Source organism: Caulobacter sp. DMC95 (assembly GCF_056313785.1).
In genome coordinates this window covers 364,932-390,487 of record NZ_JBQUZP010000004.1, presented here as the reverse complement: position 1 = coordinate 390,487, position 25,556 = coordinate 364,932, and the positions used below count along the sequence as shown (strand labels likewise).

The following is a 25,556-nucleotide window of genomic DNA, read 5'->3' as shown; positions in this document are numbered from 1 at the left end:
CCGTTCCCTGGAATCCACGGCAAGCCTTCGCGGGTAGAAATGTAGGACGGGTTAAGGTTGACGTCCTGATTGCAGGCTAGATCGTCGCACCGCCGTCCACCACCATGGCTTGTCCCGTCATGAAGCTGCCGGCCTTCGAGGCCAGATAGACGGCTGCGCCGGCGATCTCGTCCGGTTCGCCAATCCGGCGCAGGGGCACGCCCGTGGTCGAGCGCTTCAGCGTCTCGGGATTGTCCCAGAGCGCCTTGGCGAAGTCGGTCTTGATCAGGCCAGGCGCGATGCAGTTGACCCGCACGTTGTCGGGTCCGAACTCGTGCGCCAGGTTCCGCGCCAGCTGGAAGTCGGCCGCCTTGGAGATGTTGTAGGCGCCGATAATGGCGTTGCCGCGCAGGCCGCCGATCGAGCTGATGATGATGATGGACCCATCCTTGCGGGCCTGCATCTCGGGAGCGACCATGGAGATCAGCCAGTGATTGCTGATGATGTTGTTGTCCAGGATCTTGCGGAACTGGTCGTCGGCGATCCCGGCCAGCGGGCCGTAATAGGGATTGCTGGCGGCGTTGCAGACGCAGATGTCGATCTTGCCGAAAGCCTTGCGGGTCTCGTCGACCAGGGCCTGTAGCTCCTCCTTCGACGCGATGTTGGCGGGGACAGCGATCGCGGTCCCCGCGCCGTGCCTGGCGTTCAGCTCGGCGGCGACCTCCTCGCAGGGACCGGCCTTGCGCGACGAGATCACCACCTTGGCCCCGTGTTCGGCCATCCGCTCGGCGATCGCCTTGCCGATCCCGCGCGAGGATCCGGTGATGATCGCCACCTTGCCGGTCAGGTCGAAGAGGTTCATGTCGCGCCCTAAACGTTTGTTTGAATTTTGGACACAGTGCGGCGGGGCGGAGCGAGGGTCAAGCGCGCGAAAATCCTCCCCCTCGCGGGGGAGGTGTCGGCGCGGAGCGACGACGGAGGGGGAAGAGGCAGGCGCCAAGGCACTTCCCCCTCCGGTCCTTCGGACCGCCTCCCCCGCTGGGGGGAGGATTTTTCTCAGCATCCCTGTCGGCGCCCGCGCCATCGGCGCGTCCTTGAGGCAAGATCGCCCTCAATCGGAGCCCCTTCATGCCCCTCGCCACCGCCGCCGCCAAATCGGAAGACCGCGATCTTGTGCTGGAGCGCATCATCGATGTCCCCGCCGAGAAACTCTATCGGTGCTGGACGACACCGGAACTGCTCCCGGAGTGGTTCTGTCCCAAGCCCTGGTTCGTATCTGACGTGCGCCAGGACGTTCGTTCGGGCGGCGATAGCTACATGGTGATGAACGGTCCGGACGGCGAGCGCGTCCCGCAGCCGGGCGTTTATCTTGAGGTGGTCCCGAACCAGAAGCTCGTCTTCACCGACGCCTTCACGCAGGCCTGGAAGCCTTCGGACAAGCCCTTCATGGTCGGGATCGTCACCTTCGAGGATCTGGGCGACGGCAAGACGCTCTACCGCGCCGTAGCCCGCCACTGGACCGCCGAAGACAAGGCGGCTCACGAACAGATGGGCTTCCACGAGGGCTGGGGGATCGCCACCGACCAGCTTACGACCCTGGCCAAGACGCTCTGAGAGGACAGCCATGGGGACCGTCCGTGAATTCCTGGCGAGCCTTGATCCGGAGACGCGGATCACGGTCGAGCGGCTGAGAGAGATCGTCGCCACCGCCGCGCCTGGCCTCAATGAACGCATCAAGTGGAACGCGCCCAGCTTCGCGCTCGGCGACGACGATCTGATCACCCTGGGCCTGGAGCGACGGGGCGGGGTGCGCCTGGTGCTCCATCGTGGGGCCAAGCCTAAGGATGCGAGCGGCTTCCACTTTGACGATCCGGCGGGTCTGGCGCGATGGGCCGCGCCGGACCGGGGCGTATTGGTGTTCCAGACCCCTGACGACGTCGACGCCCGGTCCCAGGCCTTGCGTGAGCTCTGCGGGCGCTGGGTTCAGGCCGTCGCCAAGGCCTGAGGCGCGCAGAACACCCTTGGCGTGGGCGACGAAAAGGGCCATGTGCCCGGCATGCGTCCCGCCTCCGCCCCTGCGCGCCTGGTCGACAAGGCCCTCGTGCCCCGCTTCGCCCTGCTGTGCCTGGGCATCTGGCTGAACGCCGCCGACACCCTGGTGACGGCGACAATCATGCCCAGCGTGGCCAAGGAAATCGGCGGCTATCAGTATTTCGGCTGGTCGGTCGCCGCCTATCTGACGGGCTCGATCGTGGCCGGCGCCTGCTCGGGCAAGCTGTCGATCTCTCTGGGCCTACGCGCGGCGACGGCGATCAGCGGTCTTGTCTATGCGATCGGCTGCGCCATGAGCGCGCTGGCGCCAGAGTTCATCACCTTCATCGTCGGACGCCTGGTCCAAGGGCTGGGCGCCGGAGCCGTGGTGGCGCTGTGCTATGTGGCCATCACCGCCCTCTTCCCGCAGAGCCTTTGGCCGCGCGTCTATGGCGCGATCGCAGGGGTCTGGGGCGCGGCGACCCTGCTGGGCCCGGCGCTGGGCGGCCTGTTCGCCGCCGCCGGCTTCTGGCGCGGGGTGTTCTGGATGTTTGTCGTCCAGGCGGTGATCTTCGTCGGCGCGGTGATGGTCATGTTGCCCGGCGGCAAGCGCGAGGAAGGCGGCGGCCGGATCCCGAGCCTGCAGTTGGCCTTGCTGGTGATCGGCGTCAGTCTGATCGGCGGCGCCGGGGTCGTGTCCTCGCCCAGCCTGGCCGTGATCCTGGCCATAGGCGGCGTCATGGGCATGGCCACCATGCTGGCCGCCAACACCCGCACCCAGGACCGGCTTCTGCCCAAGTCCGCCGCCGACCTGCGCACCGCCACAGGTCTTGGGCTGCTGACCATCTTCGCCTGCGAGGCGGCGGTGATCGGCTTCACCGTCTATGGTCCCGCCTTCATCCAGGCCCGCCATGGCGCCTCGCCCCTGCTGGCGGGCTATGTCACCGGCGCGATCGCCGCCGGCTGGACGGCCTGCGCGATGATCTTCGGCCATGTGCCGGCGGAGAAGGACGGACGCTTTGTGCGCCTCGGCGCGGGCGTCATCGCCTTGGGCGCAGCGCTCAGCGCCTGGGCCGTGCCGCGCGGTAACCTGGTCGAGACCTCGCTGGCCTTCGTGGTTTTGGGCGCGGGCTTTGGCCTCTGCCATGCGTTCATCGCTCGCCGCACCATCGCCGGCGCGCCGGCCGGAGAGCAGGCCATGGCCTCGGGCGCGGTGCCGACCTCGCAACTGATCGGCGGCGCGGTCGGTTCGGCCGGCGCCGGGGCGATGGCCAATGTGCTGGGCTTTGGCCACCACGGCATCGACGCGGCGCAGGCGACGAGCCAAGGCGTCCTGCTGTTCGGCGCCTTCCTGCCCCTGGCCCTCGTGGGCTTCGCGGCGGCCTGGCGGCTGGGGCGGAACTAGGCCTCCGCCAGCGCCGTCGCCTCCACGAGCTTGACCACGTCGCCCATGATCTGCGTGATCTTAAAGTCCTTGGGCGTGTAGATCCGCGCCACGCCCATCTGCTTCAGGATCAGGGCGTCCTCGGGCGGGATAATGCCGCCGGCGACGACGGGGATGTGGCCCAGGCCTTCGGCGCGCATCACCCGAATGACTTCCTGCACCAGATCGAGGTGCGAGCCCGACAGGATCGACAGCCCCACCACGTGAGCGCGGCTTTCCTTGGCGCGGCGGACGATCTCCTCCGGCGTCGAGCGGATGCCATCATAGACGACCTCCATGCCGCAGGCGCGGGCGCGGGTGGCGATCTGTTCGGCGCCGTTGGAGTGGCCGTCGAGACCCGGCTTGCCCACGAGATAGGTGAGCGTGCGGCCCAGCATTTCCGAGACCCGCTCGACCTCGCGCTTCACCGCCTCGACGTCCTCGGCTTCGTTGGTCGAGACCACCACGGCGACCCCAGTCGGACCGCGATACTCGCCAAACACCTCGCGCAGGGCGCCGGACCACTCGCCGGTGGTGACGCCGGCCTTGGCGGCGGCGATCGAGGGCTCCATGACGTTGCGGTCCTCGCGGGCGGCGGCCTTCAGATCGGCCAAAGCCGCCTCGACTGCGGCGGCGTCACGGGCCTCGCGCCAGGCCTTGATCCGCGCCACGACCTCGGCCTCCAGGCGTGGATCGACCGTCTCGATCGAACCTTCACCCGCCGACAGAGGCGAGGCTTCGGTCTCGGTCCAGCGATTGACCCCGACCACGGTCATGTCGCCGGTCTCGACCGCGCGCACCCGCTTGGCGTTGGAGGCGACCAGCTCGGACTTCATGTAGTCGATGGCGTTCTGCGCCCCGCCCATCTCGTCGATCAGGGCCAGTTGCTCCAGCGCGCCCTTCGACAGCTCGGCGACCTTGGCCTCGACCACGTGCGAGCCGTCGAACAGGTCTTCGTACTCCAGAAGGTCGGTCTCGTAGGCCAGCACCTGCTGCAGGCGCAGCGACCACTGCTGGTCGAACGGACGCGGCAGGCCCAGGGCCTCGTTCCAGGCCGGCAGCTGCAGGGCCCGGCAACGGGCGTCCTTGCTCAGCGTGACCGCCAGGGCCTCGATGAGGATGCGATAGACGTTGTTCTCGGGCTGCTGCTCGGTGAGACCCAGCGAGTTGACCTGCACGCCATAGCGGAAGCGGCGGGCCTTCTTGTCCTGCACGCCATAGCGCTCCAAGAGGATCTGGTCCCAGAGCTTGGTGAAGCTGCGCATCTTGCACAGCTCGGTCACGAACCGCACGCCGGCGTTGACGAAGAAGCTGATCCGCGAGGCGACGATCTCGAAGTCCTCGTCGGGGACCTGGCCGCCGGCCTTGACCGTGTCGAGCACGGAGATCGCCGTGGCCAGGGCGAAGGCCAGCTCCTGCTCCGGCGTCGCGCCGGCCTCCTGCAGGTGGTAACTGCAGACGTTCATCGGGTTCCACTTGGGAACCTCGCGATAGCACCAGGCGATCATGTCGCCGATCAGTCGCAGGCTCGGGCCCGGCGGGAAGATGTAGGTGCCGCGGGACAGATACTCCTTGATCAGGTCGTTCTGGGTGGTGCCCTGCAGCAGCTTCCGATCCGCGCCCTGCTCGTCGGCCAGCGCCACGTACATCGCCAAGAGCCAGGCGGCCGGGGCGTTGATGGTCATGGAGGTGTTCATCTTCTCCAGCGGGATCTCGCTGAAGAGCTGGCGCATGTCGCCCAGATGGCTGATCGGCACCCCGACCTTGCCCACCTCGCCGCGCGCCAGGATGTGATCAGGGTCGTAGCCGGTCTGGGTCGGCAGGTCGAATGCCACCGAAAGACCGGTCTGCCCCTTGGCGAGGTTCGCCCGATAAAGCGCGTTCGACTTCTCCGCCGTCGAGTGGCCGGCATAGGTGCGGAAGATCCACGGCGGATCGGGCGCGTGCTGATACGGCTTGGCGGACATGGCGGGCTCCCGGCGTTTTTTGGTTCTTGTTATCGCCGATCATGATCTGGGATTTGCTGCGGCGCAATATGGATTTCGCGGATGCGAATAGCGATCACGAACGCCCCCTCCGTCACGCGGCTACGCCGCGCGCCACCTCCCCCGCAAGCGGGGCAGGAGAAAGCGTAGTCCTCCTCACCCGCAGCGCGGGGGAGGTGGCGCGGCGCCGATAGGCGACGTGACGGAGGGGGCGTCAGGCGCTGGGCTTTAAGCCGCCTGCTCCAGTCCTTCAGGCTCCAACGTCTGGATCAACGCCACCAACTCGGCCCGCCGCGCCTGGGCTGCGGCGATATGGGCGTCGACCTCGATCAGCTTACCCCGCAGCTTTTCCGCCAGCCCATCGCAGGGCCTGCCCTCCAACGCCGCATGGCCGGCGATCTCCTTCAGCGAAAAGCCAAGCCGCTGAGCCTGTTCGATGAAGCCGAGCGTCGCGATCAGGGTCTCGGGATAGTCGCGATAGCCGTTCGCACCGCGCGGGGCGGCCGGCAGGATACCCTGCTCCTCGTAGAACCGGATGCGCGACGTGGAGACTCCCGCGCGCTTGGCGATCTCGCCGATCCTCATCGTCAGGCCTCTTGACCTTCAACCTAGCTTGAAGGTGTAGAAGGTGCGACCCGTCTGAACCGAGGTCAAGATTCCATGCTCACCGCCGCCTATGAGCCGCTGTTCGCGCCGCTGGTCCTGCCCAACGGCGCTGTGCTCCCCAACCGCATCGCCAAGGCGGCGATGGAGGAGAACCTCGCCGATCCGGGCCAACTGCCTGGCCCCGCGCTGTGGACCCTGTACCGCCGCTGGGCCAAGGGCGGCGTCGGCTTGCAGATCACCGGCAACGTGATGGTCGACCCTTCGGCCGTGACCGGACCCGGCGGGGTGGTTCTGGACGCCCGCGCGCCACTTGCGCCGTTCGAGACTTGGGCCAAGGAAGCCAAGTCAGGCGGCGGTCAGGTCTGGATGCAGATCAATCATCCCGGTCGCCAGACCTACGCCGATCTGGGCCAGGGCGCCGTCGCCCCCTCGGCCGTGCCCGTCGATCTTGGCAAGCTGTCGAACCTGCTGGCCCAGCCGCGCGCCCTGACCGCCGACGAGATCATCGCCCTGGTGGAACGCTACGCCGTCACGGCGCGCCGCGCCGAGGAGGCGGGCTTCGACGGCGTGCAGATCCACGCCGCCCACGGCTATCTGCTGAGCCAATTCCTCTCGCCGCTGGTCAACCGCCGCGACGACGCGTGGGGCGGCTCGCGGGAGAACCGCGCGCGAATGCTGTTCGAGGTGATCAAGGCCGTCCGGGCGCGCGTGTCGCCGCGCTTTGCAGTCTCGGTGAAGCTGAACTCGGCTGACTTCCAGAAAGGCGGCTTCGACGCCGACGACGCCCGCTGGGTGGTCGAGCAGATGAACGGCATGGGCGTCGACCTCGTCGAGCTGTCGGGCGGCAGCTACGAAAGCCCGGCCATGCAGGGCCCGTCGCAGGTCGACACCGCGCCGAAGACCTCGACGGCGGCGCGCGAGGCCTATTTCGTCGACTTCGCCCGCGACATCGCCAGGGTCGCCCGGATGCCGATCATGGTCACGGGCGGCGTCTGCCGGCGCGAGGTGGCGCTGGCCGCCTTGTCGCCGGAGGGCGCCCTGCCGGGCGTGCCGGTGATCGGGATCGCCCGGGCTCTGGCCTTTGCGCCTGACCTGCCCAACGCCTGGCGCAAACCCGAAGGCCAGGACGTCGTCCTGCCCGAAGTGACCTGGAAGAACCGCTCGCTGGCGGGGCTGGCGGTGATGGCGCTGACCAAGGCGCAGTTGAACCGGCTGGCGGCGGGCAAGACCCCGGCGCGCAAGCTGTCGCCGCTGCTGACCGTGATCAGCCAGCGGATCAAGCAGAACGCCCAGACCAAGCGCTATCGCGCCTGGCGGCTCAGCAACCCGTAAAAACCGCCGGCCGCTTGGCGATGAACGCCGCGCGCGCCTCGGCGTGATCGGCTGAGGCCGCCAGCGCCGGGATTTCATCCGCCGTCGCCGACACCCCCGAAGCCACCCGCTTGGTGGCCTCGATCGCCAGCGGCGCGCGCGAGGCGATGACGCGGGCCATGTCCAGCGCCGCGGGCAAGAGGCCCTCGGACGCGTGAACCTCGGCGACGATCCCGTCGGCCAGGGCGCGGGCGGCGTCGAACGGCGCGCCGGTCAGGAGGTGCGGCTTGGCGCGGCTTTCGCCGACCAGCCGGGTCAGGCGGTCGGCCGAGGCGGTCAGTCCCATCCGCACGGCCGAGCAGGCGAAGCTGGCGCGCGGTCCGGCCAGGCGGATGTCGCAGGCCAGAGCCAGTTCCAGCCCGCCGCCGATGCACCAGCCGTCGACGGCGGCGATCACCGGGACGCGGACAGCGGCGATGCGGTCGCACATGTCCAGGAAATGCAGGATGGCGGCGGTCTGAGCGGCCACGTCGCGCGACAGCGACTCGGCCAGGTCATCGCCCGTACAGAACGCGCCGTTGCGGCCGGTGAGGATCGCGACGCGAACCGCGCGGTCGGCCTCGATCTGCGCGAAGGCGTCCAGCAGCCGGGCGCGTTCGGCCAGGGCCAGGACATTGGCCGGCGCGACGTCCAGCTCGACCAGCGCGACGCCGGCCTCGGGTTGGGAACGATGGATCATGCCGCCAGCGTGGCGCGCCGCGCGCCGCTCGGCAACCTTCCCACGCGAGAGCCCGCCTCGATGTTGCGGCGCACAAAGATTCTACTTGCCACTTTCAAACAGTTGTCTCAGCGTAGGGGCTTCCGGGCGAGTTTTTGCGCCCGAGAGCCAAAAATGACCCGTCGGCGGAACTTTTTCGCGTGTCGACCGGCGGGCGGCGCAGCCGAGTTTGACCTTCGAGCGTTGTTGCAGCGCGGAAGGAACGGGGAGTGAGATGACGACCGAGACGCTTGAGACCACCGAGCTGAAGGACCTGTACGAGATCGGTGAGATCCCGCCGGCCTTCCACGTGCCCAAAACCATGTACGCCTGGAGCATCCGCAAGGAGCGCCACGGCAAGCCCTCCACCGCCATGCAGGTCGAGGTGGTGCCCACCTGGGAGATCGGCGAGGACGAGGTGCTGGTCCTCGTGATGGCCGCCGGCGTCAACTACAACGGCGTCTGGGCCGCGCTGGGCGAGCCGATCAGCCCGCTGGACGGCCACAAGCAGCCCTACCACATCGCCGGGTCCGACGCCTCGGGCATCGTCTGGAAGGTCGGCGCCAAGGTAAAGCGGTGGAAGCTGGGCGACGAGGTCGTCATCCACTGTAACCAGGACGACGGCGACGACGAGGAGTGCAACGGCGGCGACCCGATGTTCTCGTCCAGCCAGCGCATCTGGGGCTACGAGACGCCGGACGGCAGCTTCGCCCAGTTCTGCCGCGTGCAGTCGCGCCAGCTCTTGCCCCGCCCCAAGCACCTGACCTGGGAAGAGGCCGCCTGCTACACCCTTACCCTGGCCACCGCCTACCGGATGCTGTTCGGCCACAAGCCGCATGAGCTGAAGCCCGGCCAGAACGTGCTGGTCTGGGGCGCTTCGGGCGGTCTTGGCGTGTTCGCCACCCAGCTGGCCGCCGTGGCCGGCGCCAACGCCATCGGCGTGGTCAGCGACGACGACAAGCGCGAGTTCGTGCTGTCGATGGGCGCCAAGGCGGTGCTGAACCGCAAGGAGTTCAACTGCTGGGGCCAGCTGCCCAAGGTCAACGGCCCCGAGTTCAACGACTACATGAAGGAAAGCCGCAAGTTCGGTAAGGCGATCTGGCAGATCACCGGCAACAAGGACGTCGACATGGTGTTCGAGCACCCTGGCGAGCAGACCTTCCCGGTGTCGGTGTTCCTGGTCAAGCGCGGCGGCATGGTCGTGATCTGCGCCGGCACCTCGGGCTTCAACCTGACCATGGACGCCCGCTTCCTGTGGATGCGCCAGAAGCGCGTGCAAGGCTCGCACTTCGCCAACCTGATGCAGGCCAGCGCCGCCAACCAGCTGGTCGTCGACCGTCGCGTCGACCCCTGCCTGTCGGAAGTGTTCCCCTGGGACCAGATCCCGGCCGCCCACGAGAAGATGCTGGCCAATCAGCACCACCCGGGGAACATGGCCGTTCTGGTCTGCGCCCAGCGCCCGGGCCTTCGCACCTTCGAGGAAGTGCAGGAGCTGAGCGACGAGCGCTGAGGTCCTGAAGGCGGACGGCGCGCGCCGTCCGCCCTACCCTTCCTTCGTGAGCCGCAGGTCGTGGTAGTCGTAGCTGAAGTCGGCCAGCGGCGAGACCGCCTTGACCAAAGCCGAGACCGCCTTGCCGTCCTTGATGTCGAAGGTGAAGAACGCGTCCTCCTGGGTGCGGTCCTCAAAGGTGGTGATGAAGGTCTCACCGTCGAACGGTGCGAGCTTGCCGCGCAGCAGCGGCGTCTTGTCGAACGAAACGTACAGCCCCTTCTTCTTGCCCTTCCCCGTCACGCTGACCGTCACCGTGCCGTACCAGGGATCGCGATAGACCCCCGCATAGGCCTCGAGCGGCAGGCTGGGCGCAGCGCCGCCGCCCTTGGGCGTGGTGGCGGCTGCAGCGTCCTTGATCGTCTGGGCGTCGGCCTCGGCCTGGACGCGCTTTGACGAGGCGATCCAGTCGAAATCGCTGCGGCCCTGCAGCCGGTCCGGACCACCAAACCGGAGTGACCGCAGCACCGGGTTCTCCTCGGCGTTGGTCATGATCATGATCCCGGACTTCCGACCGGGCAGCAGGCCCGTATAGGAGATGAAGCCCGCCAGGCCGCCGGTATGCCACAGCAGCCGCTCGCCCCGGTGATCCTGCACGTACCAGCCCAGCGCATAGGCCTGCATCGAGGGCCGCGCCGGGTTCTCGCTGGTCGGACCGTCGGACGAGCTGGTGATCGTCTGCGGCTTCCACATCTCGCGGGCCTGGGTCTCGCCCCACAGGCGCTTGCCGTCCGCCGAGAGGCCACGGCCCAGTTGGACCTGCATCCACTTGCCGATGTCCGCCGGGCAAGAATTCACGCCGCCCGCCGGTCCCGCCGCGTCGAAGCTGGCGTCGAATGGCAGCACCTTCTGCGGTCCGAGGCCCCGCACGGGCGGCCCCAGGCGCGCATGCGGCAGGGCGCGGCGGGACTGGTCAACGAGACGCGGGCTGGAGACGGTGTTGGTCATGCCCAGCGGGTCGAAGATCCGGGCCTTGATCACCTGTTCCCAGGTCAGCCCTGTGACCGCCTCGATCACCGCTCCGGCGACGACATAGAGGACGTTGTCATAGGCGTAGCCGCCTCGGAACTGGCCGCCGATCGGCAGATACTTCAGGCCCGCCACGATCTCGGCCCGGGTGTGGGTGGGCGCTGGCCAAATCATCAGGTCGCCCGCGCCCAGGCTCAGGCCGCTGCGATGCACCAAGAGGTCGCGCACCGTCAGCAGCTTGGTGACGATCGGGTCCTTCATCGCAAAGTCGGGCAGGTAGGTCGTGACCGGCGCGTCCCACTCGACCTTGCCCTCCTCCACCAGCATGGCCAGCAGGGCGGCGGTCATGGCCTTGGTGTTGGAGGCGATGCCGAAGACGGTGCTCTCGTCACAGCGGTCCTGGCCGCCCAGCGCCTTGACGCCATAACCCTTGGCCAGGGTGATCTTGCCGTTCTCGACCACCGTGACCCCAAGGCCCGGCTGGTCGGGGAAGGCGGCCATCACCTCCTGGGCGAACTTGTCGACCGCCGCGCCGACAGCGCCGGTCTCTCGGGCGAAGGCCTTGTCGCCGAACGCCGCCAGGCTGGTGGTGGCGAGACCGGAGAGCAGCGCGGCGCGGCGAGTGGTGGTCAGCATCGGGGCGTCCTTCGAATGAGGACGCGAGGCTAAGCTGATGCTTTGGAGGGCGGCAAGGGCGGAAGCGCCCCCTCCGTCACGATGCTGCGCATCGCGCCACCTCCCCCGCTGCGCGAGGGAGGAGGAAACCGCCCTCCTGCCCCGCTTGCGGGGGAGGTGGATCGCTGCGGAGACGCAGCGAGACGGAGGGGGCGTCTTAGCCCTAGTTCCCGCCGTCCAGCAGACGCCGCGCGATCACCTGGGCCTGGATCTCGCCGGCGCCTTCGAAGATGTTGAGGATGCGCGCGTCGGCCAGCAGACGGCTGGCGGCGTATTCCATCGCGAAACCGTTGCCGCCGTGGATCTGCAGGGCGTTGTCGGCGGCGGCCCAGGCGACGCGAGCGGCGATCAGCTTGGCCATGCCGGCCTCGAGGTCGCAGCGCTTGCCCTCGTCCTTCTGGCGGGCGGCGAAGTAGGTCAGCTGGCGCACGCCCATGATCTCGGCGGCCATCATGGCCAGCTTGTTGTGGACGCGCGGGAAGTCGAAGATCGGCTGGCCGAACTGCTTGCGATCGAGCGCATAGGACAGGCCGACCTCCAGCGCCGCCTGGGCCACGCCGACAGCGCGGGCGGCGGTCTGGATGCGGGCGCTTTCGAAGGTGGCCATCAGCTGCTTGAAGCCCTGGCCGGGCACGCCGCCCAGCAGGTTCTCGGCCGGGACGGTGAAGCCGTCAAAGCCCAGCTCATACTCCTTCATGCCGCGATAGCCGATCACGCCGATCTCGCCGCCGCTCATGCCCTCGGCCGGGAACGGCGCTTCGTCCGTGCCGCGCGGCTTGGGAGCCAGCAGCATCGAAAGGCCGCGATAGTCGGTGGTGGCCGGGTCGGTGCGGACCAGAAGCGTCATCACGTCGGCGCGGGCGGCGTGGGTGATCCAGGTCTTGTTCCCGGTCACGACATAGTGGTCGCCCTTCAGCTCACCGCGCGTGCGCAGGGCGCCCAGGTCCGAGCCCGTGTTCGGCTCTGTGAAGACGGCCGTCGGCAGGATCTCGGCGCTGGCGATCTTGGGTAGCCAGTATTGCTTCTGGGCTTCGGTGCCGCCGGTCAGGATCAGCTCGCCGGCGATCTCCGAGCGGGTGGCCAGCGAGCCGACGCCGATCCAGGCGCGCGACAGCTCTTCTGAGACCACGCACATGGCGGTCTTGCCCATGCCGCTGCCGCCGAACTCTTCGGGGATGGTCAGGCCGAACACGCCCAGCTCGCCCAGTTCCTGGACCAGCTCCAGCGGGATCAGCTCGTCCTTCAGGTGCCATTCGTGGGCGAAGGGGGTGACCTTCTCCTCGGCGAAGGCGTGGAACTGGTCGCGGATCATCTCGAACGTCTCGTCGAGACCGGTCTGCTCCAGGGTCGGCCGGCCGCGGGCCTCGGCCAGGCGCTGGGCGATGCGCGCCTTCACGGCCTGGGTTCCGCCCTCGACCATCAGCTTCATCAGGCCGTTGGAATAGAGGCGGTTCAGCACCGCGCGGTCCTCGACCAGATGCGCCGGGCGGACGATCTCGCCCTGGTTCATCGGCACGCCGCCGACCAGCTGAGCGCAGTATTCCGAGAACAAGAGCTGGGCCAGCAGGGCCTCGATCTCGCCAAAGCGACCTTCAGCCTCCAGCCGCTCGGCCCAGCCGGCGACCTGGTTCATCAGCTCGGCGTAGGAGGCGTACCAGCCATAGCCATGGACGCGGTGCTGGTGGACGTCGGCGAGCTTGCGATCAACCTTGCCGCCGTTCGGCGCGATATGGGCCAGCACGGCCGGCTTGGCCTCGGCCACGAACAGCGCGGTCGCGTCAGCGGCCTCGCGCAACAGGCCCGTCAGGCCGGGCAGGATGAGAGTCTCGTTGGTCTTCTCGACGACCGTGTCGGTCATGGCTTGCTCCCCGCGCCCAAACAGTTGTTTTCTTTCACTGTGGCTCTTTTCGCACCTGCGAGCAATGCCGCAATGCAGCATAACCACAAAATAGGGGATGAAACGTGCTCAAGGTCCACCATCTCAACGAGTCGCGCTCGCAGCGGATCCTGTGGCTATTGGAGGAGCTGTCGCTCCCCTACGAGATCGTCCAGCACAAGCGCGATCCGCAGACCCGCCTGGCGCCGCCGTCGCTGACCGACGTCCACCCGCTGGGCAAGTCACCGGTGATCCAGGACGGCGAGCTGGTGGTCATCGAGTCCGGCGCGATCATCGACTATGTGATCCGTCGCCACGGCGGCGGTCGCCTCGCCCCAGACGCCGCCAGCGCCGACTACGACCGCTATCAGCAGTGGCTGCACTATGCCGAGGGCTCGGCCATGCTGCCGCTGATGCTCAACATGTATGTCGGACGCCTGGGCGAGGCCGGCGCGCCGCTGCACCCGCGCATCCAGTCCGAGATCGCCAACCACCTGTCCTATGTCGACCAGAGCCTGGCGGGCCGAGAGTTTTTCGTCGGCGAGGCCCTCACCGGCGCCGACATCCAGATGAGCTTCGTGCCCGAGGTCGCCAAGGCCATGGGCAAGCTGGCCGACTATCCGCATATGGCCGCCTGGATCGGCCGCATGCACGCCCGCCCGGCTTGGAAGACCGCACTCGACAAGGGCGGGCCTTACGCGCTGGGGGCTTAAGCCTCGCCTAGGGCCGCAGGACCACGCCGACGTCCGGCGCGGTCCCGCCGTCCACCTGAGCCAGATAGGCTGCGCGGATGGCGTCCTGGCCCTGGCCTTCTTCAACCTTGAGCCAGCGCGGCGCGTCGGCCACGAACGGGGTCCAGGCCGCGCCATAGCGCTGGTCGAACTCGCCGCCCGGCCAGTCCTGGCGGCGCTTGGCCACCCGGTCGGGGGCGAAGAAGAAGGCCGGCTGCGGCCCCGGCAGGGCGACCTGGGCGCGCGGCGCCTCCCAGTGGGTGCCGCCGACCAGGATCGAGGCCTTCAGGTCATCGGCGAAGCGGTTGTGGACCGCCGCCAACACCGCCGAGTCGCCGGCGAAATCGACGAACACCGCCGGTCCGGCTATCGGCGCGGTCGGCAGGTCGCCGTACAGCACCACCTGGTCGTAGAAGCCCAGCCCCTCGACGAACGCTTGGTTGCGCGGCGAGGTCAGGCCGACGACGTTGACGCCGCCGCGCGCTTTGAGCAGCGCCGCCAGGGCGATGGCGGTCTTGGACGAGGCGCTGGACAGGATCACGCTCTTGGCGCCGTGGAAGCCGGCCTCGTCCAGTTGGTCGTCGATCAGGAACGAGGTGATGAACAGCGGCTGCAGCAGCGCCGTATGCGCCTCCAGCGGGCTCGCCTCGGCCACCGCGATGTACTGGTTATAGACCGCCGCCAGGTGCTGGCGGTGCGGCGCGACATCGGCGAAGCCGGCCTTGCCGACCTTGGGCGTCACGGTCAGGTGGGTCGACATCGGCCAGTAGCCGTAGAACCGCTGGCCGACCGCGACGCCGGGGTGATTGCTGGCCTCGACCCGCGCAAAGCCCCAGACCGGCACGCGGCCAAAGCCATCCGCCGCCGGGAAGAAGTCCCAGTACTTCATCATCTCGCCGAAGACCGCGTAGGTGATGTTGTTGGCCGTCAGGGCGAAGCTTTCAATGGCCAGACGCACCTGGCCCTCGGCCAACGGCGACAGTGGGGCGTCCTGGACTTCAGTCCGACGCAGGTCGCTTTTGGCGACGACGAAATCCCAGGCCATGCGGGCCTCCCTTGCTAGTCGGCGGGAAGCTAGGCGGCGGCAGAACGGCCGTCAAACAAACGTTCGCCGCTGCGGACATGCCCGACGGGATGGGACGCTCCCTGCAAAGGTTCGTGCTATGCCCGCGATGCCGCCGCGTTCTGGAGTCTCATGGATATCAGCCAGCTCGATGTGATCGTTCGGGTCGCCGGAGCCACCTTGCTGCTCCTCTTGGCGATCCTGCTGGCGCGTGATCCCAGGACACGCCGCGTGGCGGCCTACTTCGCCCCCATGGCGATCTGCCTGGTCGGCTTTCTGGCCGGCAACACGCCTGAGCCGGCGCTGCGGTTGGGCGGGCCCCTCGGAGCCGCCGGCGCCCTGATCGCAGGCTACGCCGCCGTCTTCCTTTGGTGGTTCTGCCTGGCTAGCTTTGATTCGATGTTCCGGCCGCGCGGCGGCGTGCTCGCCGCAGGGCTGGTCTGGCTGGTCATCGCCAGCGCCGACCGAGGGCTCTTGGGGCCCCATCTGGAAAGTCGTGGGCTCTCCTGGGCGCTCATTGCGCTCGGGGTTTCGATGCTGGCCTATCTGGCCTGGCGCCTGGTTCGCGACCGGGCGGGCGACCTCGTGGACGAGAGCCGGCGGGCGCGGCTGCTCGTGGTCATGCTGCTGGCCGGCCAACTGGCGGCGGATTTCCTGGTCGACCTGGTCATGGGACTGGACTGGGGCCCGCACGGCTTCACGATCCTTCAGAACGCGGCCTTCCTGGCCTTCGCCGCATGGCTAGCGCTGCGCCTGTTGCCCGTCCCCGCACCCGCAAAGCCCAGCGCGCGGGCGCAAAGTCTCAATCTGGCCCAAGGCGACGAAGCGCGTCTGATCGAGCGCCTGCGCGTGCTGGTCGAGGTCGAGAAGATTCACCTAGCGCCGGATCTCGACTTCGCCGAGGTCGTGCGCCGCATGGGCGCGCCGGAACGGACGGTGCGGCGGCTGATCAACCATCGCCTCGGACACGACCACTTCCGCGCCTTCCTCAACGCCTGCCGGGTGGCCGAGGCCAAGCGGCTGCTCGCCGATCCGGCGCGGGCCGAGGACAAGCTGATCGCCATCGCTCTGGACAGCGGCTTCGCCTCGCTGGCCTCATTCAATCGCGCCTTTCAGGCGGTGGAGAGCCGCCCGCCCAGCGCCTTTCGCAACGCGCCGACTCCTGAGGAACGGCCCGCCGTGTTCTGAGAAGCGCCCGAGCCGCCGCCGGCCTAAGCCCTCGCACTCCTATCACGAGGCGAGATCATGGACGGTTTGTGGAGCATTGGCGCGATCCTGGCGCTGCTTCTGTTGGCGGGCGGCGCGATCGCGCTTTTGAGCGGACGCCGCGCCGTCTCGTTCCGCTGGCTCTTCGCGGCGGCCGGTCTGGTGCTGCTGAACGACGCCCTGCTAACCCGAGCCTACCGCTTGGTCCCAGACCTGATCGGCGGCGACTGGAACTGGCAGGGCAAACTGGCGGCCCTCGCGGTAACCCTGGCCTTAGCCGCCCTGCCCGTCCTGGGGTGGCGCGCGAGCGGCCTCACCTGGCGCCAGGAGCATCTCAAGGGACCGTTGGCCGTCGCCAGCCTGTACGCGCTGTTGTTCGTCGGTCTGGCCCTGGCGTTTCCGAATGAACCCACCGACGTCGAGACAATGGCCTTCCAGCTGACCATGCCGGGCCTCGAGGAAGAGGCGTTCTATCGCGGCGTCCTGCTGCTGGTCCTCGATCGCGCCTTTACCGGCCGGGTCCGTTTCCTGGGCGTCGACTGGAGCTGGGGCGCGGCGCTGTCCTGCGCCCTGTTCGGCCTGGCGCATGCGTTCGGCGTCTCCAAGGGCGAGCTCTCGTTCGAACCGCTGATCTTCGCCCTGACCGCCGGTCCCTCGATGATCGCGGTCTGGGTGCGTCTGCGCACGGGAAGCCTCATGCTGCCTGTGCTAATGCACAACCTGGGCAACGCCGCCTCGCTGGTGCTCTGAAAGGCAGGCGGCATTGTCACCGGGACAATGTTTCGGTTGCCGTGACGCCAGGCGGGGCGCAATCGGAGGCGACCACCGCCGATGGAGCGTCCATGCCCCAAGCCGCCCTGCCTTTGCGCCACTTCCTGCTGGCCCTGGCTGTGGTGGCGGTGTGGGGGACCAATTTCGTGGTCATCCGGGTGGGCCTGGACCACCTGCCGCCGCTGCTGTTCGCCACCCTGCGTTTTTCGATGGTGCTGTTGCCGATGGCGTTCTTCGTCAAACGACCGGCCGTGCCGTGGGGAAACCTCGCCGCCTACGGCGTGGCGATCGGCGCGGGTCAGTTTGGCCTGCTGTTCGTGGCGATGAAGGGGCACATCTCGCCGGGCCTGGCCTCGCTGGTGGTGCAGACCCAGGTGTTCTTCACCATCGGCATGGCCATGTGGATCAGCCGCGAGCGCGTGCAGGGCTTCCAGGTGGTGGCCCTGCTACTGGCCGCCTCGGGCATCATCCTGATCGCCGCGCACGGCGGCGGCTCCGCAACGCCGCTGGGTGTGATCCTGGTGCTGCTGGCCGCCGCCAGCTGGTCGGCCGGTAACATCGTCGCCCGCCAGGCCGGCGCGGTGAACATGCTGGGCTATGTGGTCTGGGCCAGCCTGTTCTCGATCCCGCCGCTGTTTGCGATGTCGCTGTGGCTTGAGGGCTGGCCAGCCATCGTCAAGGGCGTCACCGCCGCCACCCCCTGGACCTGGGTCGCCGTGGCCTGGCAGGCGGTCGGCAACACCATGTTCGGCTACGCCGCCTGGGGCTGGCTGCTGGCGAGGCACCCGGCCGCCACCGTTACGCCGATGGCCCTGCTGGTGCCGGTGTTTGGCATGGGCGCCTCGGCCCTCTTGCTGCACGAGACCCTGCCCGCCTGGAAACTGATCGCCGCCGCCCTCGTGCTGACGGGCCTGGCGGTCAACATGCTGTGGCCGAAGGTGCGGATGCGCTTCGCGGCGGCTTGACCTCCCCCGCGTCAACCGCCTGACGCTTCCCTCAAAACAGGGAGGTCGCCATGTCAAAGCCGTTCGAGGTCGACTGGAGCCGAGAGGCTGTGGACAAGGTGCTGGCCCAGGTCCGCGCCTATGAATTCCCGCCGGCGCCCGAAGGCGGCGGCTGGGGCTATGGCTGCGACGCGGACTTCCTGAAGGACCTCTGCGCCTACTGGACCGACGGCTTCGACGTCGGGGCGGTGCAGGCCAACCTGAACCGCTACCCGCAGTTCACCGCAACGATCGAGGACCTGGACATTCACTTCGTCCATGTCGTGGGCGAGGCTGGCGGCAAGCGGCCGCTGCTGGTCACGCACGGATGGCCGGGCAGCCACTTCGAGTTCTGGGACGCGATCGAGCCGCTGGCCTTCCCGTCCCGGCATGGCGGCGATCCGGCCGACGCCTTCGACCTTGTCATCCCCTCGCTGCCTGGCTTTGGCTTCTCGGGAAAACCCAAGCGGCCGCTGGGCCAGCGCGCCACGGCGCGCCTTTTCAACACCCTGATGACCCGCGAGCTGGGCTACGAGACCTACCTCGCCCAGGGCGGCGACTGGGGCGGTCTCGTGACCTCGTGGCTGGGCCTCGACCATGGCGCCCACGCCAAGGCCATCCACCTGAACATGATCGGCCTGCGTCCCGCCGGTCCGCCGCGCACCCAGGACGAGATCGACTGGATCACGGGCTTCGGCGCTCAGATGGACCTGTGGGGTGCCTATTTCCGCCTGCAGGCCAGCAAGCCGCAGTCGGTCGCCTGGCTGGGGGCCAACAACCCGGTCGGCCAGGCGGCCTGGATCCTGGAGCGCTTCCACGACTGGGCCGACCTGTCGGGCAAGCCGTTCGAGCAGGTCTTCACCCGCGACCAGTTGCTGACCAACCTGATGATCTACGTGATGACCGGCAGCTTCACGACCGGCGCCTGGTACTACCGCGCCATGCTGGAGGAAGGCGGTCCGGTCCTGGCCGAGGGGCAGCGCTGCGAGACGCCGACGGCCTTCGCCAACTTCCCGGGCGAGAGCATCTACAAGCCCCCGCCCCGCTCCTGGGCCGACCGCGCCTACAACATCACCCGCTGGAGCGAGATGCCGCGCGGCGGCCACTTCGCGGCGATGGAGGAGCCAGGGCTGTTCGTCGACGACGTGCGGGCCTGGGCGCGCGAACTTTAGACGTTTGATCGGAGGGGGAAGGCGATGAGCAAGATCACTGGCGGGTGCCTGTGCGGCCAGATCCGCTACGAGATGGAGGGCGTGATCAACGTCGCCGTCTGCCACTGCCGCGAATGCCAGTACGCATCGGGCGGCGGCCCGAACTATATCGCGCTGGTACCCAAGCCCGCGTTCGCCTTCACCCAGGGCGAGCCGCGTCGCTACAGCCGCCCCGGCGGCAGCGGCCAGGCGGTGACGCGGATCTTCTGCGCCGACTGCGGGACGCCCCTGGCGTCGGAGATCGCCATGCCGGTCGTGGCGGTGAAGCTGGGCGGTCTTGATGATCCAGCGCCCTACAAGGCGGGCGTCTCGGTCTGGACGTGCGAGGCGCAGCCGTGGCATCCGATCGACTCCGCCGCACCGGCTTTCCCGAAGAACCCCTCAGGCTGATGACCCAGACCGCGCCCCGCTTCGACTTCGCCTCCGACAATGTCGCCGGCGCCATGCCGGAAGTGATGGAGGCCTTGATCGCAGCCAATGCGGGGACGGCCTCGGGCTATGGGACCGACCACGTCAGCGGGGCCGCCGCCGATCGGATCCGCGCCGCCTTGGACGCCGACGCCGAGGTTCGCTTCACCGCCTCGGGCACCGCCGCCAACGCCTTCGCCCTGACGCTGCTGGCCGCGCCGCACGAGGCGGTGCTGGCTCACGAACACGCTCATATCTGCACGGACGAGACCGGCGCTCCGGGGCTCTTCGGCCAAGGCGTAGGCCTGATCGGCCTGCCGGGCGCATCGGGCAAGATGGAGCTAGCGAGCCTGGAAACGGCGCTGGCCCAGCCCGACGTCTCGTACCGCCAGCCGGCGGCGGCGCTCTCCCTAACCACCGCCACCGAGTACGGCACGGTCTATTCGCAGGCGCATCTCGAAAGCCTGATCGCGCCGGTGAAGGCCAGGGGCTACGGCGTCCACCTGGACGGCGCGCGGCTGGCCAATGCGGTGGCCGCCGGTTTTGACCTGAAAAGCGTCGCCAAGATGGGCGTCGACATCCTGGTGATGGGCGGCACCAAGGCCGGTTCGACCCCGACCGAGGCCGTGGTGTTCCTGAACCCTGACCATGCCCGTCGGCTGGATGCACGCCTCAAGCACGCGGGTCAGTTGATCTCGAAGGGGCGTTACCTGGCCGCGCCTTGGCTGGGCCTGCTGGGCGAGCACGGCGACACCGGTCCGTGGGCCGCCCGCGCCGCCCACGCCAACGCCATGGCCCGCAAGCTGGCCGACCTGATACCCTTCCCCATCAAGCACGCCGTCGAAGCCAACGGGATCTTCGTCGAGATGGACGAGCCCACGCTGGAGCGGCTGCGTGGCGAGGGCTGGTTCGTCTACCGGTTCCTGGACGGGACCGTGCGCTTCATGTGCTCGTGGGCCACCACGCCGGAGATGGTCGAGGACCTGGGCGCGGCGCTGAAGCGGGTGGCTTAGAGCGCCCCCTCCGTCACGCGGCTTCGCCGCGCGACACCTCCTCCGTACGCTCCGCTACGGGTGAGGAGGTCTTTGTTCGAGCATCCTGCCCCGCTTGCGGGGGAGGTGGATTGGCGCCGATAGGCGACAAGACGGAGGGGGCGCTCATACACGCGCCTCCCCCCACGCCCAGCATCCGCGCGATCTCGCTGGCAGGCGCCGGTCGGCTGATGAAGTAGCCCTGAATCTCGGCGCAGCCTTGCCCCCGCAGGGCGTTCAGTTGCTCCAGCGTCTCGACGCCCTCGGCCGTGGTGGTGACGCCCATCGACGCGCCGAGGTCCAGAACGGCCTTGATGATGGCCATGGCGTCGCTGTCATGCAGGATGTCGCGGACGAAGGTCTGATCGATCTTGATCTTGTCGAACGGGAAGCTGCGCAGATAGCTCAGCGAGCTGTAGCCGGTGCCGAAGTCGTCCATCGAGATCCGCACGCCCAAGGCTTTCAGGTCGTGCAGCATGGTCATGTTGGCGGCGCTGTCCTGCAGCAGGACCGACTCGGTGATCTCCAGCTCGAGGCGATTGGCCGAAAGGCCCGAGGCCGCCAGGGCTGAGACGACGGTGCGCACCAGACCCCGGTCGCGGAACTGGGCCGGCGACAGATTCACCGCCAGGCGCACATGCTCGGGCCAGTTCGCCGCCTCGGCGCAAGCGCGGCGCAGGACCCACTCGCCCAGTTGGACGATCAGGCCGATCTCCTCGGCCAGCGGAATGAAGTCGGCGGGCGAGACCGTGCCGCGCTCAGGGTGATACCAGCGCAGCAGCGCCTCGCACCCTGTCACCCGCTCGTCGTCCAGGTGATAGAGCGGCTGATAGACAAGCTCGAACTCGCCCGCCTGCAGCGCCCGACGCAGATCCAGCTCCAGCGCGCGCCGCGCCTGAAGTTGCTCGTCCATCGCCCGCTCGAAGAAGTGATAAGCCCCGCGCCCGTCGGCCTTGGCGCGGTAGAGCGCCATGTCGGCCTTCTTCAGCAACTCGTCGGCGTCGTCGCCGTCGGTGGGCGCCAGGCTGACCCCGACGCTGGCGCCGATCACAACATGGTGGCCTTGCAGGTCGAACGGCGCGGCCATCGCCTCGACGATCCGCGAAGCCAGCCGCGTGGCGCCGTTGGCGTCGTCCAGTCCTGTCTGGACCACCGCGAACTCGTCGCCGCCCAGGCGCGCGACCGTGTCACCCTCGCGCACGCAGCCGCGCAGACGTTCGGCGGCGATCTTCAGCAGCGCGTCGCCCAGCGGGTGGCCCAGGGTGTCGTTGACGGTCTTGAAGCGGTCCAGGTCGACGAAGTGCACCGCCAGCCCGTCGCCCTTGCGCGACCGACGGGCCAAGGCCTCGCCGAGCGACTTCTGGAACAGCACCCGGTTGGGCAAGTCGGTCAGCGGGTCGAAGTGCGCCAGCCGCGCGATCTGGGCCACGCCCCGCCGGTTGGTCTCATTGCTGGCCTGCAGCAGGGCCAGCACCGTACCGACGCCCAGATAGCGCTCGTTCTCGGTGACGATGAAGCCACGCAGCAGGTCCGAGGCGCGATACGACAGGCTGTCGGACGTGAACTCCGCCAGTTCGGTGTCAGCGTCCACGACCAGCGGCTCGCGATCCATCAGGGTCGAGATCGGCCGGTTGGCGTAGAGCGCGCGGCCATACTCGGCGGCCATGCGCAGGAAGAAGGCGTTGCGCTCGACGAGGCCGGTCGGCCGGTCGTCGTGGTCCAGCACCGGGATGATCAGCGTGTCGGGTTCTTCCCGGAACCGCTCGTACAGAGCCTTGCCGAGATGATCCTCGCGCGCCGGCTCCAGGAAAGAAACGGTGTCCCTCAAGGTGAACATTGATACGCCTCCACTCACGGGTGGAGGAGGCCCGGACTGGACTAACGAGGCGCTAATGGCTCCGCTTTGCGGCGTTCATTTCGCGAAAACTTCACAGGCCCGTCACAGTGCTTTCCTGTGCGTTTACAAGGGATCTCACGCAACTGAAGAGATCGCTCAGCGACCTGTGTCCATGAAATCCCTGGCGCTGAAACCTTCCGGCGGCGCGACCTCGACGATGGGGTCGTCGCGGTCATCAAACTCGGTGCGCAGGGCCCGGCTCATCACCGCATGCATCTCGTAGAGACAGGTGATGTAGGTCAGCTCCAGGATCTGCTCGTCGGACAGGAACGCCTTCAACGCGGCGAACACGCCGTCGGCGATCCGCCCCCCGTCGAGCACCAGACCGTCCGCATAGGCCAGCACGGAGCGCTCATGGGCGTCAAAGACATCGGAAACCGGCCAATGGGGCACCGCGGCGATCTTGTCCTCGGAGACCCCCAGCCCCCGTAGCGACTTGCAGTGCTGCGAGAACACGAACTGGCTGCCGCGCGCCCAGCCGGCGCGGGTCTGGGCCAGCTCGCGCAGCACCGGGTCCAGCTTGCGGGCCGGATCGCGATAGAGCGCAAAGCCCTGGGCGGCGTGACGCAGGATGTCGGGGCTGCCCGCAAACACCGTCCACCAGTCGCCGCGCGTGCCAGTGTCGGTGCCGGGCTCGGCCACCGGATCCCGGTCGCCGAACAGCAGATCGTAGAGCTTGAGGGTCCCCTTGTCGGCGACCTCGGCGCGGGGGATCTGGCGCAGGCGCGGCATCAGGCGTCCGCCGTGGCGCGGGCCGGTTCGTGGCGCACGTCCTCGGGCCCAAAGGCGCGGGTGAAGGCGGCCAGCTCCATCATGATCCCGTTGGGGTCGGTGAAGTACACAGAGCGTACGAATACGCCGGGATGCAGCTTGCGGGCGACGCCCATCTCGCTGTCGTCGTGGTTCACCACCATGGGGAATACCGGGACGCCGGCCGCCTGCAGGCGCTCAAGGCAGGCGTCCAGGTCGGCCTCGTCGACGCTAAAGGCGACATGGTTCATCGAGCCCACCGCCGTCTTGGCCTCAGCCGGGAAGGCCTTGACCGAGGCGACGCCCGGCGCGGCCGGCGGAACGTCCGGCCACCAGAAGAACGCCAGGCAGGACCCGCCGCCGCAGTCGAAGAAGAAGTGCTGCCCGCCGTCCGGCAGCGCCACGGTCTTGACCAGCGGCATCTGCAGGATCTCGGTGTAGAACCTGACGGTCTGCGCCATATCGCGGCAGACCAGGGCCAGGTGATTGACGCCGGTGATCTTCATCTCGGCTTCCTCCCGGAGACCGAGGTTACGCCGATGGAGCGCAAGCGCCAGATTGCCCCTGCGTCCGCGCCTCAAAAACCCGACCTTCCCGGCGAACGCCGGGATCCAGGTACACCCTGAGCGTTGGACCCGTCCGGCGCCTCACAGCCTTACGATCTGGGCCCCGGCATTCGCCGGGGAGGTCGGGAAAGGGGTTGGCTCCCTACTCCCGCTCCTCCTTCTTCGTATCCCCCAGCAGGATCTGACCGCCCCAGCTGACCACGCCCGTGACGATAGCCGCCAGGATCCCCGCCCACAGGCCGCGAACCGTCAGGCCGTCCAGCATCCAGGCCACGAGGCCGATCATACCGGCGTTCACCACCAGCAGGAACAGGCCCAGCGTCGCCAGGGTCAGCGGGAAGGTCAGTAGGGTCACGATCGGACGCACCACCGCATTGACGATCCCCAGCAGCAGGCCCGCGATCAGCAGGGTCTTCCAACCATCGGCCGCAACGCCCGGCACAATCTGGGTCGCCAGCCACAGGCCGAAGGCGGCGATCAACAGGCGGAAAATGAGGCGGACCATGGAATCTCCCGAACGTCAGAGGCGACGCGTCCAAACGATGGCCGCATTCGTACAATATCCGAGCACGAAACTCGGACATTACAAATGCGTTACTGCTCTTCAAACTGCCGCTGCGTGAACTATCTAGTCCCTCGTGTGGGGGATGATCGCGCGCGATTGGCGAGCGGATCCGCACGCAAGGGGATATGAGTAAGATGGCCGTGAATTCTCTATCGGTGATGTCGCCGGATGGCGGCTTGTCGCGTTACCTCACCGAGATCCGCAAGTTCCCGATGCTCAGCAAGGACGAAGAGTTCATGCTGGCCCAGCGCTGGAAAGAGCATCAGGACCCGCAAGCGGCCCACAAGATGGTCACCAGCCACCTGCGCCTCGTGGCCAAGATCGCCATGGGCTATCGCGGCTATGGCCTGCCGATCGGCGAAGTGATCTCCGAAGGCAATGTCGGCCTGATGCAGGCGGTGAAGAAATTCGAACCCGAGAAGGGCTTCCGCCTGGCCACCTACGCCATGTGGTGGATCCGCGCCTCGATCCAGGAATACATCCTGCGCTCGTGGTCGCTGGTGAAGATGGGCACGACGGCCGCGCAGAAGAAGCTGTTCTTCAACCTGCGCAAGGCTAAGAGCCAGATCGCCGCCTTCCAGGAGGGCGACCTGCATCCTGACCAGGTCAGCCAGATCGCCACCAAGCTGGGCGTGCTGGACAGCGAGGTCATCTCGATGAACCGTCGCCTGTCGGGCCCCGACGCCTCGCTGAACGCGCCGCTGCGCGCCGACGGCGAAAGCGAGTGGCAAGACTGGCTGGCCGACGAAGAGCAGGTCTCCCAGGAGACCCGCGTCGCCGAGGACGAGGAAAAGTCGCTGCGGATGTCGCTTCTGGAAGAGGCGATGGTCGAACTGACCGACCGCGAGCGCCACATCCTCACTGAGCGTCGCCTGAAGGACGATCCGACCACCCTGGAAGAACTCGCCGCCCAGTACGGCGTGAGCCGTGAGCGCGTGCGCCAGATCGAGGTCCGCGCGTTCGAAAAGCTGCAGAAGACCATGCGCGAGGCAGCGATCGCCAAGAACATGGTCGACGCCTGAGGCTTGAGCTCACGATCGTGAGACGGAAGGGGCGCTCTTCGGAGCGCCCTTTTTCGTCGGGCGATGAGTTGAAGGTCTGCTTGGTGGCGCGGCTATCCCAGGAATAGCCGACCCATACTAGCTCCCTCCCCCCTGAACGGCCTCTCGGAACGTTGGGTCTTCGGCGTCACTTCTAGGCGTCGCGCGCAAAG

Annotated in this window: 25 protein-coding genes and 2 pseudogenes; 14 read left to right on the top strand and 13 right to left on the bottom strand. The window is 68.0% G+C overall.

Features of this window, described 5'->3' with window-relative positions; translation table 11 throughout:
• Positions 1 to 76: 76 nt before the first annotated feature.
• Complete coding sequence (locus ACT53N_RS12580) at positions 77 to 841, bottom strand: SDR family oxidoreductase (RefSeq protein WP_476064200.1); 765 nt, start codon at positions 839 to 841, stop codon at positions 77 to 79.
• 266 nt (positions 842 to 1,107) lie between these two features.
• On the opposite strand from ACT53N_RS12580, the gene ACT53N_RS12575 reads away from it, so the two are divergent.
• From ACT53N_RS12575 to ACT53N_RS12565, 3 genes are read left to right on the top strand one after another with little or no spacing between them, the layout of a single operon-like run.
• Positions 1,108 to 1,593, top strand: coding sequence for an SRPBCC family protein (locus tag ACT53N_RS12575; protein ID WP_476064199.1), 486 nt, complete (start codon positions 1,108 to 1,110; stop codon positions 1,591 to 1,593).
• A 10-nt stretch (positions 1,594 to 1,603) separates the two neighbouring features.
• Positions 1,604 to 1,984 carry a DUF1801 domain-containing protein gene (locus ACT53N_RS12570; RefSeq protein ID WP_476064198.1) on the top strand — a complete coding sequence of 127 codons (381 nt, stop codon included), beginning with the start codon at positions 1,604 to 1,606 and terminating at the stop codon, positions 1,982 to 1,984.
• A gap of 51 nt (positions 1,985 to 2,035) precedes the next feature.
• Complete coding sequence (locus ACT53N_RS12565; protein ID WP_476064248.1) at positions 2,036 to 3,415, top strand: MFS transporter; 1,380 nt, start codon at positions 2,036 to 2,038, stop codon at positions 3,413 to 3,415.
• On the opposite strand, the gene ACT53N_RS12560 is transcribed toward ACT53N_RS12565, so the two are convergent.
• The 3 genes and pseudogenes from ACT53N_RS12560 to ACT53N_RS12550 form a co-directional block, all read right to left on the bottom strand.
• Entirely contained in the window at positions 3,412 to 5,400 is a 1,989-nt protein-coding gene (locus ACT53N_RS12560; protein WP_476064197.1) for a methylmalonyl-CoA mutase family protein, read from the bottom strand. The two genes, ACT53N_RS12565 and ACT53N_RS12560, sit on opposite strands and share 4 nt — an antisense overlap.
• A gap of 112 nt (positions 5,401 to 5,512) precedes the next feature.
• Positions 5,513 to 5,632 (bottom strand): annotated as a pseudogene (locus ACT53N_RS12555) (hypothetical protein); the annotation flags it as partial.
• 14 nt (positions 5,633 to 5,646) lie between these two features.
• Positions 5,647 to 6,003, bottom strand: a complete 357-nt coding sequence (locus tag ACT53N_RS12550) for a MerR family transcriptional regulator (protein WP_476064196.1) — start codon at positions 6,001 to 6,003, stop codon at positions 5,647 to 5,649.
• Between the two features lie 75 nt (positions 6,004 to 6,078).
• Between ACT53N_RS12550 and ACT53N_RS12545 the strand changes: the two genes are divergently transcribed.
• Positions 6,079 to 7,356 carry an NADH:flavin oxidoreductase/NADH oxidase family protein gene (locus ACT53N_RS12545; protein WP_476064195.1) on the top strand — a complete coding sequence of 426 codons (1,278 nt, stop codon included), beginning with the start codon at positions 6,079 to 6,081 and terminating at the stop codon, positions 7,354 to 7,356.
• Here ACT53N_RS12545 and ACT53N_RS12540 read toward each other — a convergent pair.
• Complete coding sequence (locus ACT53N_RS12540) at positions 7,343 to 8,074, bottom strand: enoyl-CoA hydratase/isomerase family protein (protein ID WP_476064194.1); 732 nt, start codon at positions 8,072 to 8,074, stop codon at positions 7,343 to 7,345. The genes ACT53N_RS12545 and ACT53N_RS12540 overlap by 14 nt on opposite strands.
• Before the next feature lie 253 nt (positions 8,075 to 8,327).
• On the opposite strand from ACT53N_RS12540, the gene ccrA reads away from it, so the two are divergent.
• The gene (gene ccrA / locus ACT53N_RS12535; protein WP_476064193.1) at positions 8,328 to 9,602 is read left to right on the top strand and encodes a crotonyl-CoA carboxylase/reductase; all 1,275 of its coding nucleotides are present in this window, start codon (positions 8,328 to 8,330) and stop codon (positions 9,600 to 9,602) included.
• A gap of 33 nt (positions 9,603 to 9,635) precedes the next feature.
• Here ccrA and ACT53N_RS12530 read toward each other — a convergent pair whose 3' ends face one another.
• From ACT53N_RS12530 to ACT53N_RS12520, 3 genes and pseudogenes are all read right to left on the bottom strand, one after another.
• Positions 9,636 to 11,246 carry a serine hydrolase gene (locus tag ACT53N_RS12530; protein ID WP_476064192.1) on the bottom strand — a complete coding sequence of 537 codons (1,611 nt, stop codon included), beginning with the start codon at positions 11,244 to 11,246 and terminating at the stop codon, positions 9,636 to 9,638.
• Between the two features lie 76 nt (positions 11,247 to 11,322).
• Positions 11,323 to 11,442 (bottom strand): annotated as a pseudogene (locus ACT53N_RS12525) (hypothetical protein); the annotation flags it as partial.
• Positions 11,443 to 11,448: 6 nt separating this feature from the next.
• On the bottom strand, positions 11,449 to 13,143 hold the full coding sequence (locus ACT53N_RS12520) for an acyl-CoA dehydrogenase family protein (protein ID WP_476064191.1): 1,695 nt from the start codon (positions 13,141 to 13,143) through the stop codon (positions 11,449 to 11,451).
• Positions 13,144 to 13,247: 104 nt separating this feature from the next.
• Here ACT53N_RS12520 and ACT53N_RS12515 point away from each other — a divergent pair, with 104 nt between their 5' ends.
• Positions 13,248 to 13,874 (top strand): glutathione S-transferase family protein, encoded by a 627-nt coding sequence (locus ACT53N_RS12515; RefSeq protein WP_476064190.1) that lies wholly within the window; start codon positions 13,248 to 13,250, stop codon positions 13,872 to 13,874.
• 7 nt (positions 13,875 to 13,881) lie between these two features.
• On the opposite strand, the gene ACT53N_RS12510 is transcribed toward ACT53N_RS12515, so the two are convergent.
• Complete coding sequence (locus ACT53N_RS12510; RefSeq protein WP_476064189.1) at positions 13,882 to 14,937, bottom strand: DUF2855 family protein; 1,056 nt, start codon at positions 14,935 to 14,937, stop codon at positions 13,882 to 13,884.
• A gap of 150 nt (positions 14,938 to 15,087) precedes the next feature.
• Between ACT53N_RS12510 and ACT53N_RS12505 the strand changes: the two genes are divergently transcribed.
• The 6 genes from ACT53N_RS12505 to ACT53N_RS12480 all read left to right on the top strand — a co-directional run bounded on the left by ACT53N_RS12505 (position 15,088) and on the right by ACT53N_RS12480 (position 20,547).
• The gene (locus ACT53N_RS12505) at positions 15,088 to 16,143 is read left to right on the top strand and encodes an AraC family transcriptional regulator (protein WP_476064188.1); all 1,056 of its coding nucleotides are present in this window, start codon (positions 15,088 to 15,090) and stop codon (positions 16,141 to 16,143) included.
• A 57-nt stretch (positions 16,144 to 16,200) separates the two neighbouring features.
• Positions 16,201 to 16,911: a CPBP family intramembrane glutamic endopeptidase, BDIM_20840 family gene (locus tag ACT53N_RS12500; protein ID WP_476064187.1), complete on the top strand. Its 711-nt coding sequence runs from the start codon at positions 16,201 to 16,203 to the stop codon at positions 16,909 to 16,911.
• Between the two features lie 92 nt (positions 16,912 to 17,003).
• Complete coding sequence (locus ACT53N_RS12495) at positions 17,004 to 17,897, top strand: EamA family transporter (RefSeq protein ID WP_476064186.1); 894 nt, start codon at positions 17,004 to 17,006, stop codon at positions 17,895 to 17,897.
• A 50-nt stretch (positions 17,898 to 17,947) separates the two neighbouring features.
• Positions 17,948 to 19,087, top strand: coding sequence for an epoxide hydrolase family protein (locus ACT53N_RS12490; RefSeq protein ID WP_476064185.1), 1,140 nt, complete (start codon positions 17,948 to 17,950; stop codon positions 19,085 to 19,087).
• Between the two features lie 24 nt (positions 19,088 to 19,111).
• Positions 19,112 to 19,516 (top strand): GFA family protein, encoded by a 405-nt coding sequence (locus ACT53N_RS12485; protein ID WP_476064184.1) that lies wholly within the window; start codon positions 19,112 to 19,114, stop codon positions 19,514 to 19,516.
• On the top strand, positions 19,513 to 20,547 hold the full coding sequence (locus ACT53N_RS12480) for a threonine aldolase family protein (protein ID WP_476064247.1): 1,035 nt from the start codon (positions 19,513 to 19,515) through the stop codon (positions 20,545 to 20,547). Before ACT53N_RS12485 ends, ACT53N_RS12480 begins: the two co-directional genes overlap by 4 nt.
• A 13-nt stretch (positions 20,548 to 20,560) precedes the next feature.
• Here ACT53N_RS12480 and ACT53N_RS12475 read toward each other — a convergent pair whose 3' ends face one another.
• The 4 genes from ACT53N_RS12475 to ACT53N_RS12460 all read right to left on the bottom strand — a co-directional run bounded on the left by ACT53N_RS12475 (position 20,561) and on the right by ACT53N_RS12460 (position 24,283).
• A complete protein-coding gene (locus ACT53N_RS12475; RefSeq protein WP_476064183.1) occupies positions 20,561 to 22,402 on the bottom strand; it encodes a putative bifunctional diguanylate cyclase/phosphodiesterase in 1,842 nt (613 codons plus the stop codon).
• Between the two features lie 156 nt (positions 22,403 to 22,558).
• Entirely contained in the window at positions 22,559 to 23,194 is a 636-nt protein-coding gene (locus ACT53N_RS12470; protein ID WP_476064182.1) for a carboxymuconolactone decarboxylase family protein, read from the bottom strand.
• Positions 23,194 to 23,718: a VOC family protein gene (locus ACT53N_RS12465; RefSeq protein WP_476064181.1), complete on the bottom strand. Its 525-nt coding sequence runs from the start codon at positions 23,716 to 23,718 to the stop codon at positions 23,194 to 23,196. The genes ACT53N_RS12470 and ACT53N_RS12465 overlap by 1 nt, the downstream gene beginning before the upstream one ends.
• A gap of 202 nt (positions 23,719 to 23,920) precedes the next feature.
• Positions 23,921 to 24,283, bottom strand: coding sequence for a phage holin family protein (locus ACT53N_RS12460; RefSeq protein WP_476064180.1), 363 nt, complete (start codon positions 24,281 to 24,283; stop codon positions 23,921 to 23,923).
• An 84-nt stretch (positions 24,284 to 24,367) separates the two neighbouring features.
• Between ACT53N_RS12460 and ACT53N_RS12455 the strand changes: the two genes are divergently transcribed.
• Both ACT53N_RS12455 and rpoH read left to right on the top strand, forming a co-directional pair.
• Positions 24,368 to 24,472, top strand: coding sequence for a hypothetical protein (locus ACT53N_RS12455; RefSeq protein WP_476064179.1), 105 nt, complete (start codon positions 24,368 to 24,370; stop codon positions 24,470 to 24,472).
• The gene (rpoH, locus tag ACT53N_RS12450) at positions 24,469 to 25,365 is read left to right on the top strand and encodes an RNA polymerase sigma factor RpoH (RefSeq protein ID WP_010920934.1); all 897 of its coding nucleotides are present in this window, start codon (positions 24,469 to 24,471) and stop codon (positions 25,363 to 25,365) included. The genes ACT53N_RS12455 and rpoH overlap by 4 nt, the downstream gene beginning before the upstream one ends.
• Positions 25,366 to 25,556: the final 191 nt, after the last annotated feature.

What these genes read in the sequence shown, in the direction of transcription:
- ACT53N_RS12580 (WP_476064200.1), bottom strand. Translation starts at nt 841, where the DNA reads ATGAACCTCTTCGACCTGACCGGCAAGGTGGCGATCATCACCGGATCC.
- ACT53N_RS12575 (WP_476064199.1), top strand. Translation starts at nt 1,108, where the DNA reads ATGCCCCTCGCCACCGCCGCCGCCAAATCGGAAGACCGCGATCTTGTG.
- ACT53N_RS12570 (WP_476064198.1), top strand. Translation starts at nt 1,604, where the DNA reads ATGGGGACCGTCCGTGAATTCCTGGCGAGCCTTGATCCGGAGACGCGG.
- ACT53N_RS12565 (WP_476064248.1), top strand. Translation starts at nt 2,036, where the DNA reads ATGCGTCCCGCCTCCGCCCCTGCGCGCCTGGTCGACAAGGCCCTCGTG.
- ACT53N_RS12560 (WP_476064197.1), bottom strand. Translation starts at nt 5,400, where the DNA reads ATGTCCGCCAAGCCGTATCAGCACGCGCCCGATCCGCCGTGGATCTTC.
- ACT53N_RS12550 (WP_476064196.1), bottom strand. Translation starts at nt 6,003, where the DNA reads ATGAGGATCGGCGAGATCGCCAAGCGCGCGGGAGTCTCCACGTCGCGC.
- ACT53N_RS12545 (WP_476064195.1), top strand. Translation starts at nt 6,079, where the DNA reads ATGCTCACCGCCGCCTATGAGCCGCTGTTCGCGCCGCTGGTCCTGCCC.
- ACT53N_RS12540 (WP_476064194.1), bottom strand. Translation starts at nt 8,074, where the DNA reads ATGATCCATCGTTCCCAACCCGAGGCCGGCGTCGCGCTGGTCGAGCTG.
- ccrA (WP_476064193.1), top strand. Translation starts at nt 8,328, where the DNA reads ATGACGACCGAGACGCTTGAGACCACCGAGCTGAAGGACCTGTACGAG.
- ACT53N_RS12530 (WP_476064192.1), bottom strand. Translation starts at nt 11,246, where the DNA reads ATGCTGACCACCACTCGCCGCGCCGCGCTGCTCTCCGGTCTCGCCACC.
- ACT53N_RS12520 (WP_476064191.1), bottom strand. Translation starts at nt 13,143, where the DNA reads ATGACCGACACGGTCGTCGAGAAGACCAACGAGACTCTCATCCTGCCC.
- ACT53N_RS12510 (WP_476064189.1), bottom strand. Translation starts at nt 14,937, where the DNA reads ATGGCCTGGGATTTCGTCGTCGCCAAAAGCGACCTGCGTCGGACTGAA.
- ACT53N_RS12505 (WP_476064188.1), top strand. Translation starts at nt 15,088, where the DNA reads ATGGATATCAGCCAGCTCGATGTGATCGTTCGGGTCGCCGGAGCCACC.
- ACT53N_RS12500 (WP_476064187.1), top strand. Translation starts at nt 16,201, where the DNA reads ATGGACGGTTTGTGGAGCATTGGCGCGATCCTGGCGCTGCTTCTGTTG.
- ACT53N_RS12495 (WP_476064186.1), top strand. Translation starts at nt 17,004, where the DNA reads ATGCCCCAAGCCGCCCTGCCTTTGCGCCACTTCCTGCTGGCCCTGGCT.
- ACT53N_RS12490 (WP_476064185.1), top strand. Translation starts at nt 17,948, where the DNA reads ATGTCAAAGCCGTTCGAGGTCGACTGGAGCCGAGAGGCTGTGGACAAG.
- ACT53N_RS12485 (WP_476064184.1), top strand. Translation starts at nt 19,112, where the DNA reads ATGAGCAAGATCACTGGCGGGTGCCTGTGCGGCCAGATCCGCTACGAG.
- ACT53N_RS12475 (WP_476064183.1), bottom strand. Translation starts at nt 22,402, where the DNA reads ATGTTCACCTTGAGGGACACCGTTTCTTTCCTGGAGCCGGCGCGCGAG.
- ACT53N_RS12470 (WP_476064182.1), bottom strand. Translation starts at nt 23,194, where the DNA reads ATGCCGCGCCTGCGCCAGATCCCCCGCGCCGAGGTCGCCGACAAGGGG.
- ACT53N_RS12465 (WP_476064181.1), bottom strand. Translation starts at nt 23,718, where the DNA reads ATGAAGATCACCGGCGTCAATCACCTGGCCCTGGTCTGCCGCGATATG.
- ACT53N_RS12460 (WP_476064180.1), bottom strand. Translation starts at nt 24,283, where the DNA reads ATGGTCCGCCTCATTTTCCGCCTGTTGATCGCCGCCTTCGGCCTGTGG.
- ACT53N_RS12455 (WP_476064179.1), top strand. Translation starts at nt 24,368, where the DNA reads ATGCGTTACTGCTCTTCAAACTGCCGCTGCGTGAACTATCTAGTCCCT.
- rpoH (WP_010920934.1), top strand. Translation starts at nt 24,469, where the DNA reads ATGAGTAAGATGGCCGTGAATTCTCTATCGGTGATGTCGCCGGATGGC.